Source organism: Roseovarius sp. MMSF_3359 (assembly GCF_030733385.1).
Classification (GTDB): Bacteria; Pseudomonadota; Alphaproteobacteria; order Rhodobacterales; family Rhodobacteraceae; genus Roseovarius.
This window is the reverse complement of sequence record NZ_JASHJC010000006.1, coordinates 265286-282381: the sequence shown is the minus strand read 5'-3', so window position 1 is coordinate 282381 and position 17096 is coordinate 265286. Positions and strand designations below refer to the sequence as shown.

Sequence of the window (17096 nt, the reverse complement as noted above, 5' to 3'; positions counted from 1 at the left end):
CATGCGAACTTTGTCGACAACGTGGCCTTCGACGTCTTTGGTGCAGCCTTTGTTGCCGAAGATGGCGATGAAACCGGGATATGGTGGCGGAACGTGGCGATCAAGACCGAAGGTATCGGGTACGGTCATGCCCAAACCAAATCGGGCGAAGACGTCAACCGCGACGATGTCGGCCGCACCGGCGATGGTTTCTTCTTCAGTGGCCGGATGGTCGAGGCCAGCGAGAATATCGCTGCGAACACGACCCATGGGTTTGTCTGGATGACCCGGACTGCGTCGGAAAATCCTGTTGCCGATCATACGGATCAACCCGGCGCCTTCTATGGCTCCGAGACTGCGCGAAGCAACGATCAAGTGCCGATCCAAGGTTTCAGCGACAATGAAGCCTTCGGTACGCAAGTCGGGCTCATCGTCGTAAAACGTCAGATCGAGCAGAATCACGATGTGCGCACCGTGATGGACGGCTTCGTGAACTGGGAAACAACCGAAGGTGTGCAGCTGACCTATACGTCCCACTACACGCTGAAGAATTTCGACCTGATCGGCACAGACAGCGATCAGTTGATCTCCAAGGCGGGAACCGGGTTCGAATTTGGGCCGCACGTGTTTGATCTGGTGCTCAACGGTCTCAAGGTGACAAACTTCCAGACTGGTCTCGATTTGGACCAGCGGATCAAGAATGCCTGGAGCGGTGACGATATTGATCATGTTCTGATCGATGTTGATGCCAGCGGCAACGACATCGAAATCGAAGGCTTCAACAAGAACTGGCATACAATCCTGTCTTCTGACGATCTGGTTGAGGGCCGGTTGCAGTTCCAGATGACCGGCGACACCACGATCAGCCTCAACGAAGGTATAACCTTCGATGGGACCAAGACGGATTCGATTGGCAGCCGGGATCGGCAGTTTGGATCCGATGTTCAGGATATCAGCTTCACCAAAAATATCCTGACGATCCTTCTGGCGGACGGGTATTATGAAACCGACGATGGTCGGAACATCATGCTGCTCGAAGACCTGATCGCTGATCGCGCAACGGGTGAATTGCTCAAGATTGCGCATGTCATCACCCTCGACATTTCGGATGACCGGCTGCAACGTCTAGGCGTGAGTTCGAACGGGCTGATCGACCTCAACAGTCTCGCACCCGATGCCGAGGACGATCATGTGTCGGTCAACAACGAATCGAGCATCATGATCGACGTGCTGGCCAATGACGCCGACCCCGATGGCGATGTTCTATCGATCGACGGGTTCACCAATCCGTATAAAGGAGATCTGGTGTTCCAGGACGACGGGACCTTCATTTACACGCCATTTGACGGCTATGAGGGTACAGACACGTTCGATTACTGGACAACGGATGGCAACGGCCACTTCACCCGTGCCACAGTTTCGGTGGACGTGTTCGACATGGTCTGATCTTTCAGACAGATCTTGAAAAAGAACCAAGCGCCGCCCCGATTGGGGCGGCGTTTTGCATTGTTACTCGTCGAGAACGTGCACGATCCTTGATCGGGTACCTTCATCCGTAAACGTATCAACGGTACTACGGGAGCGATGCCACTCTTGGTGCGACGGTTGCGCTTCTGGGTCTGAGTTGGTTTGGTTCAAACCAACGGTTACTCTGTGACGAGCGGGGATAATCTCGGCTACTATGCAATCGACCGACAATACTTGCGGTCGATCGAATTGAGCGGCCATCGAAGACGACCATATCAACTTGAGAGCCCCGGGGGGTCGGTCCAGCATCAGCTGTGCTGAACAGCTTATTCTGGTTGCTGTGCCTGGTCGTCATCGCGGCAAAAATTGCAACCAGCCCTCATGACAAGGCGCAAACCGATTTTTGGTTTGCGCCTTTCTCTACTCTCCAAGGTTGATCAGAGACCAGGGATGAACCGTGGCAACTTGGTCAACACGCTATCCAGACTATCCTTGAGGCGCAGTTCCGCTTCGGCAATGGATTCGCCTGGAAGCATGTCCGTGGTCAGGCGCACGATGGCACTGTCATTACGGCCATTGGTGAGCTTGCCCTGCATCAGTTGCAGTTTGGCGTTGAACATCGAGGCGGTGCGCTGCCCCTGCTGCTCATACCAGTAATAGACCAGCATCCGATTGACCCCCTTCTGGATCACCGCCCGGTTGAGGTCAAAGGTTTCGCCAAATCCGGCAGGCGGGGTCGCCTCGATCTGTTCGAGCTTGGCAATCTCCCAACCTGCTCCAGGAAGGCACACTTCGGGGGAATGCACGCCACCTTGGCTTTGATCTTTGTACCAGGCGATGAAGAGTTCGACCTCTTCGATCGCCGACGGCCGGTTGAGGCGAAGCGAAAGATAGTCATCCGCCCGCAACACCCGCTCGATCGCGGGATCAAGCGAATACTGCGGCCCTGATTTCCAATCGCCAACCGTCACCGGGAACAGAACGAACGGATCGCGGTCGATTTGTACCGCCTCGCGCTTCGGCGTCGAGAACCAGACCGCGGCCAAGGCGGCGACGATCACTGCCGCCGAGATCAAGGCGCGCGACGGACGGACAAGAAAGATCCGTTTCGCCTGTGTGCCGAGGCCTTCGGTGTCCAGATCCAGCGCTTGGATTAGGCCGATGTTGTCACGGCGCAGCTTGACCATCACCCAGGCGAGGGCGAACAGGATCAAGATGCAGCTGATGAAGATCACCCAGCCTTCGAAGAAATGCGAGAACCCTTCGAGGTGGCTCAGACCGAAATTGTTGACGATCACACCAGCAATCGCGATGCGGACCGAATTCATGAAGATCGTGATCGGCGCGGCCGAGATCAGAAGGATCGCCTTGTGCCACATCGGCCCACGGTAAAGCACCGCAAAGATGTACGAGAAGCTGAGGATCGGGAAGAGATAGCGCAGGCCGGAACAGGCCTCGGCCACCTGCAGTTTGTAGACACCAAGATCGATGATGTTGCCTTCGAGGAAAACCGGCACCCGCAGCAATTGCAGGAAATAGACCCCGAGTTCCGAAGAAATGCCCTGCAGGTAGGTCGACACACCGTAGTAAAGCGCACCGGGAAGCGGCAGCATATAGACGAGGTGAACGACCGGCGGCCAAAAGTGTTTCCCCGTGTTCCATCCAAAGCTGATGAGCAGGATCGCACCAACCCATAGGATCAGCGCATAGGCAACGATGTCCGGGATCTCGATCATGTTGCCCGCGAGGCCCAGCGCCACCGCGATCAACAGCAGAACAACACCGGGCCAGCGATCGGCAACCGGCCCGTCATTCACCGGAACGGTTTTGAGCTGTCGCAGGAAGAGCAGCGCCGACAGGATCGGAATCAAGGGGCCATGGCTATATTCCGGTAGCTGCCAAGCTTCGAGAAGCTCGGCAATGCCATCCCAAAAGAACACGCCGGCTGAGACTGTCGCGACAATCAGCCAGAAGATGCCCAGATGGAAATATCCTTTAGTCGAAGATACGGCGGGGGTGTGATGACTGGTAAGGCTCATAAATTGGCTCGGGCCCCATAACTAGGTTACAAACAGATTTGCCTACAATTTCAGAAAGCAAGTTTTTCGACAGGCAGGTTCAGGCGCAGATATTAGCTATTTCGGGGTGGAAATTCCACGGTAAACTAAAGGCTCACGGCATGAACACGAGGGTGTTACCAGTTGCCAACTCTGATTTTGACTTGCCATTTTGGAACTGTACAATTTATCTTGTTTATAATCAGTATTTTACCAAGGCTCTGGGCGACAACCGCTGCGCCGAGCCATACTGCGCGTAATTGTTACCCGGATGGAAATATACTGGTTCTCGTGAGGTCATTTCACCGGAACTTGGTTAAGGCGCGCCGCAGATTCGCGTTTTGGCAATGATTACGCCCTGGCAGGCGGACAATCTGGGCCACGGGTCCGCGATCACGCGACTAGGGGAAACGATCATGATCGAAGCGTCAGAAAACCGCTTCAGGCGTTGCAAAGAATAAGGGCGCCCGATTGGGACGCCCTTGGTATTTCGTACCCTTCAACTCGCCAACAGGGCTAGTATTCGCGCCCGACCCCAATAAGGCCACTAAACCCGGATCAAAACACAGCTCGGCAGACTTAAAGATCACCGCCCCAGACCAGGTCAAACACACATTCACCTACTAATCGGCATATTCTTGCCACATTTTTGCTCCGCGAAAAAGTACTTTGACATTTCTTTTGCAGATTTTTTGCAAACTGCCGCCTGTAGTTGCATTTTGAACACGTATAACGGGTATTTGGCTGGCAAGTATCCTTGCGCAGAAATCCGCCCATCGCATTTTGGCGCGAATCGCCCTCCGCGTGTGGTCCGATGACAGGTTTCCGCCCAAGCCCGCAGATTGCCAATGCGCTGCCCACTCCATATTAGACGTCACATGGATCTTTCGACTTCCGACATCGCCGCGTTGACATCGTTTCGCCGAACGCTTCACCAAAGCCCCGAAGTATCGGGCAATGAAGAGCAAACGGCCAAGATGGTCCGGGATGCCTTGAGCGCGCTATCGCCTGACCAGGTAGTGACCGGATTGGGCGGACACGGGCTGGCCGCTTGCTTCGGCGGCCCTTCGCCCGGGTCAACAATCCTCTTTCGCTGCGAACTCGACGCCTTGCCGATACAGCAGATCAGTGATGCAGCGCACAGGTCCCGGAGCGAAGGTGTTGCACATCTTTGCGGCCATGATGGCCATATGGCGATCATGATGGGCCTCGCAACATGCCTCTCTCGATGCCGCCCCGCCTGCGGGCGTGTTATCCTGCTCTTCCAGCCCGCAGAAGAAACCGGCGCAGGGGCCGCGGCGGTCCTGGCAGATCCCCGGTTCGAGGCTCTGACCCCCGACTTCGCCTTTGCGTTGCACAATCTGCCGGGCATCCCACTTGGTACCGCAGCGTTGAAATCCGGCCCGGTCTGTTGCGCGTCCCGCGGGCTTGAGGTGACCCTGACCGGCACATCGGCCCATGCGTCGCAGCCCGAGACGGGCGTGTCACCCATGGCTGCGATCTCTGACCTGATGCCTGCGCTGACCAATTTGTCCCACGGCGATACAGACGATGCGGGTTTCTCGCTTGTCACTGTCACACACGCCAACATGGGGGCGCCCGCCTTTGGCATCGCACCCGGCAATGCGACGCTTTTTGCGACGCTGCGCACCCTGACCGATGACCGGATGAAAGCACTTTGCGATCAGGCAATCGCGTTGACGGGGCAGGCGGCACAAGACCACGGGTTGGAAATCGACCACCGCTATCACGATATCTTCCGTCACTGCGAAAACGATCCGGTGGCCACCGACATCCTTGCTACGGCACTGGACAGGGCCGGGATTTCCCGCGACGACACCGCGCTCCCCTGGCGCCCCTCCGAAGATTTCGGCCGGTTCGGCGCGGTTGCAAAATCCGCGATGCTGTTTCTCGGGGCGGGCGTCGATCAACCGCCCCTGCACAATCCGCACTATGATTTTCCCGATGATCTGATCCCCGCCGGCGTTCGGATTTTCGAAGCGGTAACGCGCGACCTGCTGGGTTAACCCGCTCTTGCGTCCGCACAAATCCCCTTCCATATAGGGTCTCAACAAGAGATCGGAGGCCCCATGAGCAACGAATTCCCCGGATGGCACGGCACCACGATTATCGGCGTCAAGAAGGGCGGCGAGGTCGTAATCGCCGGTGACGGACAGGTCAGCCTGGGCCAGACCGTCATCAAGGGCACCGCCCGCAAGGTCCGCAGGCTGTCGCCCGGCGGTACCGATATCATCGCCGGGTTTGCCGGATCAACCGCCGATGCCTTCACCCTGTTGGAGCGGCTGGAGGCCAAGCTCGAAGCGACACCGGGGCAGTTGCAACGCGCAAGTGTCGAGCTGGCAAAGGACTGGCGCACCGACAAATACCTGCAGAAGCTCGAAGCGATGCTGATCGTGACGGACGGCAAGGAGCTTTATGTCATTACCGGCGCTGGTGACGTGCTGGAGCCGGAACATGACGTGACCGCCATCGGATCGGGCGGGAACTATGCCCTGGCCGCCGCGCGCGGCATGATGGACAGCGACAAATCCGCCGAAGAGATCGCCCGCGCGGCCATGGCCATCGCCGCGGATATCTGCGTCTATACCAATGGCAATCTGACGGTCGAGAAGATCTGAGCCATGGGCGGTTTTCGCCGAAGCATGGTTGAAACCTGCGTTCCTGCCGGTTTGTTTGCCGTGTTTGTCCTGGCGCTGGTGGTGCCAAGCGCGCCCCATGCCGACCCTTTCACGACGCAGCTTTACATGACCTGCGACGAGATGTTTGACAGCAATACCGAATATCTTCTGAACGCGGATCTCCCCAGCGTACCCAGCACCGAGGAAGATTTGGAGAAGGCGCGGGAGATCTACGCAAATGCCCCAATGAACATCGCCCTACGCGCCTATCTTTCGAATTTCGACGAAAGTGCTGTTGCGGAGGTAGTGGAGCAATTCGTCTCGAAGCTCGTTGACGAATGCCAGGACAACCTTCAGGGGGTGCTGAAAGAGGCGCTTGATACCGTCGCGCTGCACACCGGATTGGCCAAGACGGAAGCCGACCTGCCACCGATCCGAAAATGAATTGGAGGCCGGTCGTTAATGACAACCAGCCCCCGGTTTCGGTGTCTCGCGGTGGATGAGGGGAACAACGGCGCGAAACACCTGTAGAGCTTCCTAATTGGGAGGGAAGCCTAGTTCAGTTTCGCGACGCCCAGCGGCACGTTGAATTTCTCGCACCAGATCCAGACCTCGTTGACACCTTCGATGTCCAACCCGGCGGGGACCTGGTAGGTTTGCTTGCCCTTGTTCTTCTTCAGCTTGCCAATCAGAAGAGAGCTCTTGTAGCCATCCTTGCCCAGCGCCACTTTCGGGTCCGGCGCGCCGTCGAAATCAAAATCGTCCAGAAGGATCACTTCGGCCTTGTCGCCATGCACGACGAACTCGGCACGGCCCTTGGTGACGTGGCTGCTCTTGCCGGTGAAGGTGCCGATACGGCCATGGCCACCGGCCAGGGTGGGATGCCCAGCGAGCGTGATCGCGGCGCTGGCGGAAAGGGTCGAGATGATGAATTGTCTGCGGTTCTGCATGGTCTGTTCCTCGGGTCTGAAATCTCACGCAGCAACCTAACCTGAGAAATCGAAACTGAAATGGGGTATCACGCGCTTCTCACCGGGCGTGAAGATTAGTCAACGCTTGCGTTTTCGCCTGCCATGCTTAGGTTCCGCCAAGTATCACACCGGAGACCTAGATGACTGACCTCACCCCGCGCGAAATCGTCAGCGAGCTTGACCGTTTCATCATCGGCCAGAAAGACGCCAAACGCGCGACCGCTGTCGCCCTGCGCAACCGTTGGCGCCGCAAGCAGCTTGCCGACGATCTGCGCGATGAGGTCTATCCCAAGAATATCCTGATGATCGGGCCGACCGGCGTGGGCAAGACCGAGATCTCGCGCCGACTTGCCAAGCTGGCCCGCGCACCCTTCATCAAGGTCGAGGCCACCAAGTTCACCGAAGTGGGCTATGTGGGCCGCGATGTTGAGCAGATTATCCGCGATCTGGTCGATGCCGCGATCCTGCAGACCCGCGAGCAGATGCGCGAAGACGTCAAGGCCAACGCCCATGCGGCTGCCGAAGAACGGGTAATTGCCGCCATCGCCGGGGAGGATGCCCGCGAAGCGACGCGCGAAATGTTCCGCAAGAAGCTCAAGGACGGACTGCTCGACGATACGGTGATCGAACTGGATGTTGCCGATAATTCCAACCCGCTTGGCATGATGGACATCCCCGGTCAGCCCGGCAGCCAGATGGGCATGATGAACCTCGGCGATCTGTTCGGCAAGGCACTTGGCGGGCGCACCACGCGGCGCAAGATGACGGTGGCGGAATCCTATGATGTGCTGATCGGCGAAGAGGCGGACAAGCTGCTCGATGACGAGACCGTCAACAAATCCGCGCTTGATGCGGTGGAGCAGAATGGCATCGTTTTCCTTGATGAGATCGACAAGGTCTGCGCCCGGTCGGATGCGCGCGGCGGCGACGTCAGCCGCGAGGGTGTGCAGCGCGATCTGCTGCCCCTGATCGAAGGCACCACCGTTTCGACCAAGCATGGCCCGGTCAAGACCGATCATATCCTGTTCATCGCGTCCGGCGCGTTTCACATTGCCAAACCCTCGGACCTGCTGCCCGAATTGCAAGGCCGGTTGCCCATCCGGGTCGAGCTGCGCGCGCTCACCGAAGAGGATTTCGTGCGTATCCTGACTGAGACCGACAACGCGCTGACCCTGCAATATACCGCGCTCATGGGCACCGAGGAGGTGACCGTCGAGTTTACCGACGATGGCATTGCGGCGCTGGCCAAGATCGCCGCGGATGTGAACCAGAGCGTCGAAAACATCGGCGCGCGCCGCCTCTACACGGTGATGGAACGGGTTTTCGAAGAACTCAGCTTTACCGCCCCGGACCGGGCCGGCGACAAGGTCACGGTCGATGCCGGTTTTGTCGAGGCCAACCTTGGCGAACTGATGAAATCCGCCGATCTGAGCCGCTACGTGCTCTAGGCCCCGCAGGTGAACAAGCAGGACCGGATATCGAGGACGATCAACACAACCGATGATGTCGCGCCGTTCAAAACGCAGCTTTTGAAATGGATCGGGAACAAACAACGGTTTGCCCATGAGATCATCTCGTATTTTCCGAACCGCTTTGGCACCTACCATGAGCCGTTCCTGGGCTCCGGCGCCGTTTTGGGCGTCCTTTCCCCCAATCGGGCCGAAGCGGCGGACAGTTTCGCGCCCCTGATCGGGATCTGGCAGGCGCTGCGCGAGGATCCCGAGATCGTCAAGACGTGGTATCGGGACCGTTGGATCGAGGCGCAGGATGGCGACAAGGTTGCGCAATACGAGACCATCAAGGCGCGGTACAACACTCAGGCCAACCCGGCGGATTTTCTGTTCCTGACCCGCGCGGCCTATGGTGGCGTCGTGCGATTCCGCAAGAAGGACGGGTATATGTCCACGCCCTGCGGCGCCCATCGCCCGATCCATTTCGATGCCTTCGCGCGCCGTGTCGATGAATGGGCCGCCCGGGTTCACGGCACCGCGTTCTTTCACCGCGAATACGCCGAGTCGCTTGATCGTGCGGGCGATGGCGACGTGGTCTATTGCGACCCGCCCTATAGCCATAGCCAGGCGATCCTTTACGGTGCGCAGGGTTTTGACCTCGAAGAGCTTTTCCGCGCCATCGAACGCGCCAAGGCCCGGGGTGCCTTTGTCGCGCTTAGCCTGGACGGGTCGAAAAAGTCCGGCGCGACCGATTGCGGGTATGATTTTCCCACCACGCTTTTTGCCCGCCAGGTCCCGGTAAACTGCGGCCGCTCCATGCTGAAGCGGTTCCAGATGGAAGGGAAAACGCTTGAGGGTGAAGTGGTCACGGACCGGTTGCTGCTGACGCATTGAGGTCAGGTGAAACAATCGGGGCGCGTGGTGGTTGAAAACCGCCTGCGATGTTCACTAGGGTGAAAAACGTAACGCCGTTACACGTCATACCTGTTTTCCTACTTGATGAGGTTCGAGTGCCCACTTTCCGCCACCCCGCAATTTCAACTTTCAAGCGGGTCATCGGAGCGGCGGGATTGTGCCTTTGGATGACGCTCAATGGCGATGCTGCGACTGCCCAAGAGGAAACCTGCGGCAGCAACCGTGATGCGATCTGCGTCTCGGGCATGGTGCCGAAATCCGATCCGGCGCGTGTATGGGAATTACTGCGGGGAAACCTGAAATTCGCCCTCTACTACTTCGAATGTCTCGGCGGGGATCAACTATCCCGCACGGTGGTGGGCGGCCAGCTTTTTGATGGTCGCGACCTGGCTCTTGATCCCGATGCCGCGATGGCGCTTCTGGGGCCAAGCTGCGATTTCGGTCATGAATTCGCCTGTGTTGCCGTCGCTTCCTATTTCAGGGAAACGGCATTGGGCGATGTCGACCCCCTTCTTATCGCGCAACTTGCCCGGCGCTCATGCCGGGCGGATGCGGACGCTTGTGCTTTCGAGGCCTCTCTTTATGTCGATGGCGATGTATTTCCGGTGGATCATGACAAGGCCGCGGAAATCCTCTCCTTCGCCTGCGCCCGAAATGCCGGATACAGTTGCTATCGCCTGGGGCAACTCCATCTCGACGGATTGGCTCCAGGAAGCAGCGAACAAAAAGGGCTGGATCTGGTCGAGCAGTCATGTGAATTCAACTTTGGCGAGGGCTGTTTCGATATGGGCAACAGGTATCCCGAGCAGCCCTCCGACCCCAAAGAGATCAAGGCCCGCAGGATGTTTTTCGAGAAATCCTGCACATTTGGCTTTGGACAAGGCTGTTATGTCGCGGGTGCTTTGGCGGGGGTGATGGCCCCGTTTTGGAAACAGGATTTCGACGAAGAACTGGCGTGGCACGAAAAGGGTTGTTCCCTGGCCTATGCCGATAGCTGTACCCGCGCCGGAAGCCTCCATAATGGCACTCAAATTTCGGACCCCGACCTCCCGGTGAGCGTCGCGTTTTCGAAGCGCGGATGTACCTTGGGCGATCCCATCGCCTGTGCCAATCTCGGCGTGAACTATGAGTTCGGAAGAGGTGTTGCGGCGGATGGAAAGAAGGCGTTCGAGGCTTACAAGACCGCCTGCGACGCGGGTAATGGCGGTGGCTGCAACGGCCTGGGAAACATCTATGCCAAGGGCATGGCGGGCGAGCAGGATGATTTCCTGGCGGTCGAATATTTCGAAAAATCCTGCAATCTGGGTGATCCAATCGGATGCACGAATGTCGCTTTTTTCGCCGAAAACCAGAGAGGCGCTTTCCGCCTCGACTCACAAATCGAACATTTCTACCAGCTTGGTTGCGATGGCGGGTTCCACGAAGCATGCAAACGCCTGAAGAAAGATGATGCCGAATAAGGTTCCAACGCGAGCACACCCGCCAACCTGATCCTTATCCCGCGTGTTTTTTACCTCGCAAATCGGGCGGTGATTGTGTACATCGCGGCGAAATGGAAACCTGCCGCGTGTCGGAGTTAATGAATGAAATATCGCGGTGAGATTGATGGCCTGAGGACACTGGCCGTTGTTCCCGTCATTCTGTTTCATGCTGGCATCGCACCATTTGGCGGTGGTTTCATCGGCGTCGACGTGTTTTTCGTCATCAGTGGTTACCTGATCTCCACCATCATCATCAACGAGCTGGACGAGGGCCGGTTTTCGATCCTGCGGTTTTACGAACGCCGCGCCCGGCGGATTTTACCGGCGCTCTTCTTCGTCATGTTGGCATGTGTTCCCTTCGCCTGGTTCTGGCTGATGCCGCGCGACCTCAGGGATTTTGCCGAAAGCCTCACGGCGGTGACCTTCTTCGTGTCGAACTTCCTTTTCTGGATGGAAGCCGGCTATTTCGAAACCACTGCCGAGCTGAAACCGCTTCTGCATACCTGGAGCCTCGCGGTTGAAGAGCAATATTACATCATCTTTCCGGTTCTGATGATGATCCTGATGCCGCTTGGTCAGAGGGTGGTCATGATCTCGCTCGTGGTATTGTTCATCGCCAGCCTGATCCTGTCGCAATGGGGGATCTACAATCGCCCGTCGGCCACGTTCTTCCTCTTGCCCGCCCGGGGATGGGAGCTTCTGGTTGGTGTTTTTGCAGCGATCTATTTGCGGAAAAACCCGGATTTCACCCGAACCACCCAGGCCGATCTGTTGTCGATTGCGGGCCTAATCCTGATCGTCGTCCCGATCTTCATCTATACCCACCATACCCCGTTCCCGGGCGCCTATGCCCTGCCCGCGACCATTGGCACGGGCCTCATCATCCTTTTCGCCCGCAAGGGGACGATCGCCAATAGACTGCTGGCGACCCGGCCGATGGTGGCAATCGGGCTTGTATCCTACAGCGCCTATCTGTGGCACCAGCCGGTCTTCGCCTTCTTCAAGCATCGTTTCGGCAGCGCCATGTTCGAGGATTTCGCATTTGCCCTGATCGCGCTTTCGCTGCTTCTGGCGACGTTCAGCTACTGGGTGGTCGAACGCCCCTTCCGCCGAACGGCGTCGGTCAAACAACTCTGCCTGTCGATGGCCGGTTGTTTCGTATTGGTGGCGGGCGCGACGACGGTGTTCCTGACGACTGTCCACGAAAATTACAAAGCGGTGCCTTCTTACCAATGGGCATTGGAAAACGCCTCGCCGGAGTTGATCAAGTATCTCGAACGACGTGATGTACGACGCGATTGCGACACCAAGATCAAAGAACTCGGGTTGCAGTATTGTCGGTTTGGCGTGGCGGATCAGGAACCGACAATTGTCATGTGGGGCGATAGTCTTTCCGGTGCATCGCTCCACGGTATGCATGAACTTGCGCTGCAGAACGGTGTTGCGGGGATGGCATTCGTTGCCGATGGTTGCCCGCCGGTTCTCGGGCTGCGCAACACCGCGCTGTCGACCTGCACCGCCGCAACCCATGCGGAGGTGATCGAACAGATCCGCAAACTGCCTAATGTCGAAACCGTCCTTATCATCGGAAATCTCTCTGTCGCGATGGAAGCAGGCAACGTCCTTTTCGATGGCGAGCCGACTTCACCGACGTTGGTGCGTGGGCGGGTCGGACAAGCCGTTGACCTCTTCCGCGAAATGGGCGCCAAGACAATCCTTGTCGAGCAGGGGCCGATCTATGATGCCCCCGTAGCCGAACATGAAATCCAGAGGATCCGCAGCGATCACGACGCATCGCAGACCATCTCCCGGCAGGATCAATTGGCAAGTGTGGCACCGACCCGTGGGCTTGCCGATGTGGTCGATGGCTATATTGAAACCGTGGATTTCTATTGCGATGCGGCGTCCTGCCCCTCCATTGACGGGGATGGAAACATGGTGATCTTCGATCGTAACCACGTGACCAAGAATTATTCCGAGAAACTGGCGGCCCTTATCTTTTCTCATCTTGATCTGGGCACATAGCGCCGATGCCGGCGCCCCGCTTCCTGAGGGATAACGCGCCCTGGCTGTGCGCCGGGGCCTTGCTGACCTTCCTGTCGAGCTTCGGACAGACCTTTTTCATCTCGATCTTCGCGGGCGAGATCAGATCGGAGTTCGGGCTGAGCCACGGGGAATGGGGCGGGATCTACACGCTTGGTACCGGCGCGTCGGCGGTTTTGATGGTGTGGGCCGGGGGCCTGACCGATCGGTTCCGCGCCCGCGCGTTGGGCACTGTCATCCTGCTCATGCTGATGGCGGCTTGCTTGTTCATGGCACTCAACCACGCGGTCTGGTTGTTGCCCCTGGTGATCCTCGCGTTGCGATTCACCGGCCAGGGCATGACAAGCCACATCGCCGTTGTCGCCATGTCCCGCTGGTTCATCCTGACGCGCGGCAAGGCATTGGCCATCGCTACGCTTGGATTTGCGATAGGTGAAGCCCTGTTGCCGCTCATCTTCGTGTCGCTGATGCTGATCTATGACTGGCGGACGCTCTGGGTGCTCTCGGCTTTGATTGCGGCACTTGGCGTGCCGGTCCTGCTGATGTTGCTGCGGCGCGAACGCACACCGCAATCGCTGGCCTCATCGGATCAGGCGGTCGGCATGGGCGCCCAACACTGGACCCGGAATCAGACCCTTGGCCACTGGCTTTTCTGGTTCATGGTGCCCGCCCTCCTTGGTCCCGGCGCGTTCAACACCGCGTTTTTCTTCCACCAGGTACACTTTGCCGAAATCAAGGGCATGACCCATGTGGAAATGGTGGCGATGTTTCCGTTCTATACACTCACCGGCATCGGCGCGATGGTACTCTCGGGCTGGGCGCTGGACCGGTTCGGCACGGCCCGCCTGATCCCTTATTTCCAACTGCCGATGGTCGCGGCTTTCATCGTCTTTGCCTATGCCAGCGGCCCGGTTTCCATGCTGCTCGGATTCTTTTTCCTGGGCATAACGACCGGGGCAAACACCACCCTTCCCAATGCGTTCTGGGCCGAGTTCTTCGGCACGAGGCACCTGGGCTCGATCAAGGCAATGGCCGCGGCGGTCATGGTGCTCGGTTCGGCCATTGGGCCGGGGATCACCGGCCTTGGTATTGATCTCGGCATGGGGATCGAGGCGCAGTACCTCATCATCGCGGTGTACTTCATCTTCGCCAGCGTGATGATGTTCATCGGTGTGTCCCGGGCGGCGCCCCTGCTACCGCGCGCGGCGTAGGTAGACGTAATAGGCCCCGCCGCCGCCGTGTTTCAAATGCGCCTCGGTGACCTGCAACACCACCTGCGCCAATGGCGGCACCGAAAGCCAATGCGGCACATTGTGGCGCAACACGCCAAGACGCACGGGGATCGGGCCACCATCATCGCGGTCCTTGCCCTTGCCCGTGACCACCAGCACAAGACGTTTCCCATCCGCATGGGCCTTGAGGATGAACCGCGTCAACGCCGGATGCGCCTGGTCCAATGTCTTGCCATGCAGGTCGATCTTGCCTTCGGGGGCCAGTTTCCCGCGCTTGAGCTTGCCAAACGCCTTGCGGTCCATCTTGACTGGTGCCTGCGCCAGGCGTTCCGGCAGACCCGGCAACACATCATGCCCCGGCTTCTTGCCATTACTACGCGCACCGAGGTCGAATTTTTCGACAGGACGGGGGGCCGGTTTCGGACGGTCCTTGCCAATCGCCGGAAGTTTTGGCGCCGGCCGGTCCGGGTGCAGCGGTTGCGCGGTATCGGCCACCTTGCGCCACAGATCCAACTCGTCGGGACGAAGCCGGCGGCGTGTCATTGGTTGATCTCGGGCAGCATGGCAAAGGCGCGCTGGATCGGCAGCAAGACCACCATCCGGCCCGGATCGCTCAGCCGCCCGGCAGCACGGCCCGCCTCGTAGCCGGTCCCAAAGAAGATATCGGCCCGTTGCGGCCCCTTGATCGCCGACCCGGTGTCCTGCGCGATCATCAACCGGCGGATCGGGCCATCGCCGTCCTTTTCTACCCAGACCGGCGCGCCAAGCGGCACGTAAGCCGGATCAACCGCGACCGTCCGCATCGGCGTGACCGACCGGTTCATCGCGCCGAGCGGCCCTAGATCAGCCGACAGGTTCTTGAGTTTGCGGAAAAAGACATAGGACGGGTTATGGAAAAGAAGTTCACGCCCTTCGACGGGATTGCGCCGGACCCAATTCTTGATCACCTCGGCCGAGACCTGATGCGCCTGATAGACGCCGCGCCGCACCAGCTCGACCCCGATCGAGCGGTATTCATGACCATTTGCGCCGCCATATCCGACCCGGATCGTCTGACCATTGTTGAGTTTGATCCGCCCCGACCCCTGAATTTGCAGGAAGAACAGTTCGACCGGATCATCGACCCAGGCAATTTCAAGCCGACGGCCCTCCATCACACCGCTGGTTTCGATTTCGCGGCGGGTCAGCCATTGTTCCGAGATTTTCGACGCATGAGGTTCGCGGTAGACCGGATAACGATACCGTGCGTCGCGTTGCAGCGATCCCTGCAATTCGGGCTCAAAATACCCGGTAAAAAGCGCCTTTTTTTTGTTTTCGATCAGGACCGGACGAAAGAAAAGCTCAAAAAACGCCTTTGCCGCGGGTTTCTGCTGCGCCAATGCGCATAGCGCACTCCAGTCATGGTCTTTCAGGTCGGGGCAGGTGTTCAGGAAGACATCAAGCGCCTTTTCATGATCGTCGTCCTCCCAGGCCTCAAGCTCGTCAAAATCGAGGATCTTATGGGAAAGCTCATCCGTCTCCGCGCTGGCCGCCCAGGGCAGCCAGAAGCACAACGCCACCCAAAAGGCGCGCGTCATTCGCCCGTGGCAACGAGCCGCCAGTTCGGGTCATCCGCCCCCATGACACGCTCGAAGGTCCAAACGTCCTTCTGACGCTTGGTCTGCCCCGGCTTGCCTTCGACGATCTCGCCTTCCTTGTCGCGGACAACTGACGAAAGTTCGCCCACAAATTTCATCGTGATCTCGGCCCGCTTCGATGCCTGGTCAAAACGTGCGTCATGCAAGCTGACCTCGCGAACACCGGCAAAATCCGCCTCGATGGTCAGGCCCTGCTCTTCGCGGGCATCGACCACCTGAACGAAGGTTTCATAGACGTCTTCCGACAGGAACGGCGTCACCTCGTCAAGCTTGCCGCGTTCGAACGCCATCAGGATCATCTCATACGCGCCGCGCGCGCCCTGCAGGAACTCGGTCACGTTAAAGGACGGCTCGGCCCGCTTCATTTCGGCAAGGGCAGCCGCGGCTTCGCTGTCTTCGGCAACATGGTCGGTGATGTCGTGATCCGGACCACCTTCGATCACTTCGAAATCCTGCCGGCGGCTATCCGACGGTGCCGGGCCACGTTGCGTCGGGGCTTCGAAACCATCCCGGGTTCCCAGCACACTTTTCAGCCGAAAAATCAGAAAGATGGCGATGCCAGCCAACACCAAAAGCTGAAGAATGGGCGAATTCATAAGTACCTCTTATCGTGCGGGGCATGGTAACAACGTTGTCTGGCACTTATGTAGGGGGTTGATGCTCTCAAGTCCACCATGTGGCCTGCAAAACAAAGGAGTTGCCTCAATGTGGCTGTTTCTGGCCTTCCTGGCTGTCCCGCTGATCGAAATCGCCCTCTTCATTCAGGTGGGCGGCGCCATTGGCCTGTGGCCGACGCTGGGCGTGGTGGTTCTGACGGCAATTATCGGAACCTGGCTGGTGCGGACCCAGGGGGCCATGGCAATGGGCAATCTGCGGCGGTCCTTTTCCGAGCTTGACGATCCGACCGAGCCTTTGGCCCATGGGGCGATGATACTGCTTGCGGGCGCGCTGTTGCTGACGCCGGGGTTTTTTACCGATGGCGTCGGGTTTGCCCTGCTGATGCCGCCGGTGCGTCACGCGGCCTTTGAATACCTGCGCAAACGGGTGCATGTGCAACGGTTCGACATGGGCCCGCAAGGGCAGTCGCGACGGCCCCACCCGCATCAAAGGTCGGGCCGTGCGGATATCATCGAAGGCGAATTCGAGGAAGTTGACACCCAGCCCGACATGGATCCGCCGAAAAAACCGACCCACCCGACCTCCGGCTGGACAAAGCATTGAGGC

Annotated in this window: 15 protein-coding genes; 10 read left to right on the top strand and 5 right to left on the bottom strand. The window is 58.5% G+C overall.

The genetic code is table 11. The annotated features are described in order from the left end of the window. Positions 1 to 1425 (top strand): Ig-like domain-containing protein (locus RBB29_RS11430; protein ID WP_306114127.1); only part of this gene is annotated, 1425 nt, incomplete at its 5' end. 458 nt (positions 1426 to 1883) lie between these two features. On the opposite strand, the gene xrtD is transcribed toward RBB29_RS11430, so the two are convergent. Then, the gene (gene xrtD / locus RBB29_RS11425; RefSeq protein WP_306114128.1) at positions 1884 to 3485 is read right to left on the bottom strand and encodes a VPLPA-CTERM-specific exosortase XrtD; all 1602 of its coding nucleotides are present in this window, start codon (positions 3483 to 3485) and stop codon (positions 1884 to 1886) included. A gap of 896 nt (positions 3486 to 4381) precedes the next feature. Here xrtD and RBB29_RS11420 point away from each other — a divergent pair. The 3 genes from RBB29_RS11420 (at position 4382) to RBB29_RS11410 (ending at position 6586) form a co-directional block, all read left to right on the top strand. Beyond that, positions 4382 to 5530, top strand: a complete 1149-nt coding sequence (locus RBB29_RS11420) for an amidohydrolase (RefSeq protein ID WP_306114129.1) — start codon at positions 4382 to 4384, stop codon at positions 5528 to 5530. A gap of 63 nt (positions 5531 to 5593) precedes the next feature. Further along, positions 5594 to 6142: an ATP-dependent protease subunit HslV gene (hslV, locus tag RBB29_RS11415; protein WP_306114130.1), complete on the top strand. Its 549-nt coding sequence runs from the start codon at positions 5594 to 5596 to the stop codon at positions 6140 to 6142. Between the two features lie 3 nt (positions 6143 to 6145). Next, entirely contained in the window at positions 6146 to 6586 is a 441-nt protein-coding gene (locus RBB29_RS11410) for a hypothetical protein (RefSeq protein WP_306121149.1), read from the top strand. Between the two features lie 110 nt (positions 6587 to 6696). On the opposite strand, the gene RBB29_RS11405 is transcribed toward RBB29_RS11410, so the two are convergent. After that, complete coding sequence (locus RBB29_RS11405; protein WP_306114132.1) at positions 6697 to 7092, bottom strand: DM13 domain-containing protein; 396 nt, start codon at positions 7090 to 7092, stop codon at positions 6697 to 6699. 161 nt (positions 7093 to 7253) lie between these two features. Here RBB29_RS11405 and hslU point away from each other — a divergent pair, with 161 nt between their 5' ends. The 5 genes from hslU (at position 7254) to RBB29_RS11380 (ending at position 14214) form a co-directional block, all read left to right on the top strand. Next, positions 7254 to 8561 carry an ATP-dependent protease ATPase subunit HslU gene (gene hslU / locus RBB29_RS11400; protein WP_306114133.1) on the top strand — a complete coding sequence of 436 codons (1308 nt, stop codon included), beginning with the start codon at positions 7254 to 7256 and terminating at the stop codon, positions 8559 to 8561. 9 nt (positions 8562 to 8570) lie between these two features. After that, entirely contained in the window at positions 8571 to 9458 is an 888-nt protein-coding gene (locus RBB29_RS11395) for a DNA adenine methylase (protein WP_306114134.1), read from the top strand. 116 nt (positions 9459 to 9574) lie between these two features. Next, positions 9575 to 10939 (top strand): tetratricopeptide repeat protein, encoded by a 1365-nt coding sequence (locus RBB29_RS11390; RefSeq protein ID WP_306114135.1) that lies wholly within the window; start codon positions 9575 to 9577, stop codon positions 10937 to 10939. 123 nt (positions 10940 to 11062) lie between these two features. Then, a complete protein-coding gene (locus RBB29_RS11385; RefSeq protein WP_306114136.1) occupies positions 11063 to 12985 on the top strand; it encodes an acyltransferase family protein in 1923 nt (640 codons plus the stop codon). 5 nt (positions 12986 to 12990) lie between these two features. Then, positions 12991 to 14214, top strand: a complete 1224-nt coding sequence (locus tag RBB29_RS11380; protein ID WP_306114137.1) for an MFS transporter — start codon at positions 12991 to 12993, stop codon at positions 14212 to 14214. On the opposite strand, the gene RBB29_RS11375 is transcribed toward RBB29_RS11380, so the two are convergent. The 3 genes from RBB29_RS11375 to RBB29_RS11365 are packed head-to-tail and all read right to left on the bottom strand — an operon-like array spanning position 14197 to position 16468. After that, positions 14197 to 14778, bottom strand: a complete 582-nt coding sequence (locus RBB29_RS11375) for a Smr/MutS family protein (RefSeq protein ID WP_306114138.1) — start codon at positions 14776 to 14778, stop codon at positions 14197 to 14199. The genes RBB29_RS11380 and RBB29_RS11375 overlap by 18 nt on opposite strands. After that, a complete protein-coding gene (locus RBB29_RS11370) occupies positions 14775 to 15812 on the bottom strand; it encodes a murein transglycosylase A (RefSeq protein WP_306114139.1) in 1038 nt (345 codons plus the stop codon). Before RBB29_RS11370 ends, RBB29_RS11375 begins: the two co-directional genes overlap by 4 nt. Continuing rightward, entirely contained in the window at positions 15809 to 16468 is a 660-nt protein-coding gene (locus RBB29_RS11365) for a Tim44/TimA family putative adaptor protein (protein ID WP_306114140.1), read from the bottom strand. Before RBB29_RS11365 ends, RBB29_RS11370 begins: the two co-directional genes overlap by 4 nt. Before the next feature lie 109 nt (positions 16469 to 16577). Between RBB29_RS11365 and RBB29_RS11360 the strand changes: the two genes are divergently transcribed. Continuing rightward, a complete protein-coding gene (locus tag RBB29_RS11360) occupies positions 16578 to 17093 on the top strand; it encodes an FxsA family protein (protein WP_306114141.1) in 516 nt (171 codons plus the stop codon). The last annotated feature ends 3 nt before the right edge of the window (positions 17094 to 17096 follow it).